Here is a 2,552-nt window from a genome sequence, read left to right as displayed (position 1 = left end):
ACCGCGTTCGCGAAGCTCGGCCGGATAGGCGGGGGTGAATCTCGGCTTTGACATAGGGCTCATCCTTTGAGTGTTTTACTCTCCGGTAAACCAGGGGCGGTTCAGATTGGCTCGGTCCAGCATCTGACTGCAGAACCCACGCCTCATCAGTTGAAAGTCCTCATGGACTTGACCGGAGCCATCTCCAACCGGATTTGAGACTGCACTCCCCGGCCCTGCGTTTCAAAGCAAACATGAAGGGCTGGTTTGAGAAAAGCCGCAGCGCAGCACAATGCCAAAGCGGCCAGCAGCTATGGGCCGATGTAGCGGTCAACGATGCGCCAGATAGTCCGCGGAAACGTAGCCCGAGATACCGGGCTTCTCCGTGAGAAAGACTTTGCACCAGACTTTGCCATTGTTCGTCAGGCAGTTCTGGCGGGTAAGGCGCGTTCCGTCGGGCAGGCCGATTATGATGTTGTGCTCCAGGCCAGGGCCTTCGCGCAGCTTCAGAAGGTCGTGGGGCCCCGCGCCCTTCACCACCGCACCAGAACCGACCGCGCATCCGGCGGCGACCATGAGCGCGAGAAGAGAAGCAAGATGAATTCGCATTATCTGTCCTAGGTCTTTTCGCTATCACTACGACACCCATACGCCAAATGACAGCAGAGTGCTGCCCGACACGGGTATGGGCTTGCACACGGAGAGACGCTGAAGCCCCGTACCATGCGACGATCCTGGCCGTACTTTCATCGGGGCAGCAGAGCCTTGATCGATCCGGCGGTCGGCAACAACAGCGTCACCTCGGCTGACATTCTTCTTCAATGCTGGTCATCCCGGCGCTGAAGAGCGCTTATTCCCATGTTGTCTTCTACGACAACGAAGCGCCAAGACACGGCTGGCGGAATGACCATGGTCCGCGCCGAGGATCATCAGAATACCATGGAAAGGGCTCTTAGTGGATGATGCTCACTGCAAGTTCGGCCCAGATCAACAGAACTGACCCTAGGAGGGCCAGGGCAAGGACCGCCCGCCAGAGGCGATGACGTGTCGCTTTCAGGATTATTTCCCAGCCTACTCCAAGGCCGCCGAGCAGCAGAGCGGCGAAGATGAAATCGAAGACGCCCCAGGCGACCTGGTCGGTGACGGAGGTCGCCAACAAAGGCGAAAGAACCAATAACGCTGCAAGACTCCAGGCAGCAGTCCTCACACGATTTGCCGTGCGGGTGTTCAACACGAGAGGTTTCATCAAGTAGCCTGATGGACAAGACGGTCTCCTATCCTGACACGGCCAGACGACCATCCCGATCACAAAGAGTGACGGATCGTCAGATGGGCGTGGGCTCTCTCTGGCGAGTAAAGGTCTAAGCTGTATACAAGAAGGAGTCGCCGGGAAGCTGCGGCGCTTTCCAATCCTCAGCGTGCCGGGCCTCGCAGCCGAGAACGCTCTCTCCCTGGCCCACCAGACAAACAGACCTTGCCCTTACGGAAAGCCACTCAGGCTGAACCTTCAAGCCCCTTTACGGTGAGGGGCAGGTTGTGGCGCAGGAAGCGGTCGCGCACCTTGTCGACTGCTGCCAGGGCCGTGATGTCCCACAGCCTGGCGCGCGACAGGTCGATGGTGACCGGGCCATCGTGGTCGATCGGATCGAAGGCCTCGATGAAGGCTTCGGCCGAGGCAAAGAAGATCTGCCCCTCGACGATGTAATGGTCGCCCTCGCGGCGGACATGCTGCATGGCGGCCACCTTGGCGGCAAAGAACAGGCCGCTCATCAGCACGCCGATCAGTACCCCCAGCGAGAGGTTGTGGCTGAGGATCGTCACCCCCACTGTCGCGAGCATCACCAGATTGGACAAGCGAGGCGTGGCCCGCAGCCGCTTCAGCGATCCCCAGTCCAGCGTGTCGATCGAGACCATGATCATGATCGCCACGAGCGCCGCCATCGGCACCTGGCCGATCAGGTCACCCGCCGCAACCATCAACACCAGCAGCAGCCCTCCAGCCGCCAGCGTCGAGAGCCTTCCGCGTCCGCCATATTTGACGTTCGAGACGGTCTGCCCGATCATTCCGCAACCGGCGATGCCGCCGAACAGGCTGGCCGCGACATTGGCCGCGCCCAGGCCCCTGGCCTCGGCATTCTTGTCCGACGGCGTGCCCGTCTGGTCATCGACGACCCCCGCCGTCATCAGGCTCTCCAGAAGACCGACAGTCGCGATGGCGAGCGCCGGGATGAAGATGATGCTGAGGAGATCAAGATCCCAAGGCACATCGGGAATGTGGAAGGCCGGCAGCCCGTCAGGAAGCGCGCCAAGGTCCGCAACCCGCGGCACGTCGATCCCGAAACCCGAACAGAGTGCCGTCAGAAGGACCACGCAGATGAGCGGAGCCGGGATCTTGGTTGTCAGGCGCGGTGCCAGATAGATCACGGCAAGCCCGGTTGCGATCACGGCATAGCCACTGGGTCCGGCATTCAGGATATGCGGCAGTTGCGCGGCGAAGATCAGGATGGCCAGTGCATTGACAAAGCCGGTTCGGACCGAGTTCGACACATAGCGCATGAGCGTGGCCAGCCGGG

3 protein-coding genes are annotated in these 2,552 nt (G+C 60.9%); all 3 read right to left on the bottom strand.

The genetic code is table 11. The features are described from left to right. Positions 1–309 precede the first annotated feature (309 nt). Positions 310–588, bottom strand: coding sequence for an SH3 domain-containing protein (locus IEX25_RS19530; RefSeq protein ID WP_103175108.1), 279 nt, complete (start codon positions 586–588; stop codon positions 310–312). A 343-nt stretch (positions 589–931) separates the two neighbouring features. Continuing rightward, entirely contained in the window at positions 932–1,225 is a 294-nt protein-coding gene (locus tag IEX25_RS19525) for a hypothetical protein (protein WP_103175107.1), read from the bottom strand. A gap of 248 nt (positions 1,226–1,473) precedes the next feature. Continuing rightward, positions 1,474–2,552, bottom strand: a 1,079-nt coding sequence (locus tag IEX25_RS19520; RefSeq protein WP_188717373.1) for a SulP family inorganic anion transporter, incomplete at its 5' end; no start/stop codon positions are given.

Origin of the sequence: Paracoccus acridae, assembly GCF_014642735.1 — a bacterium.
Lineage (GTDB): Bacteria > Pseudomonadota > Alphaproteobacteria > Rhodobacterales > Rhodobacteraceae > Paracoccus > Paracoccus acridae.
This window is presented reverse-complemented; position numbering and strand designations above follow the sequence as displayed.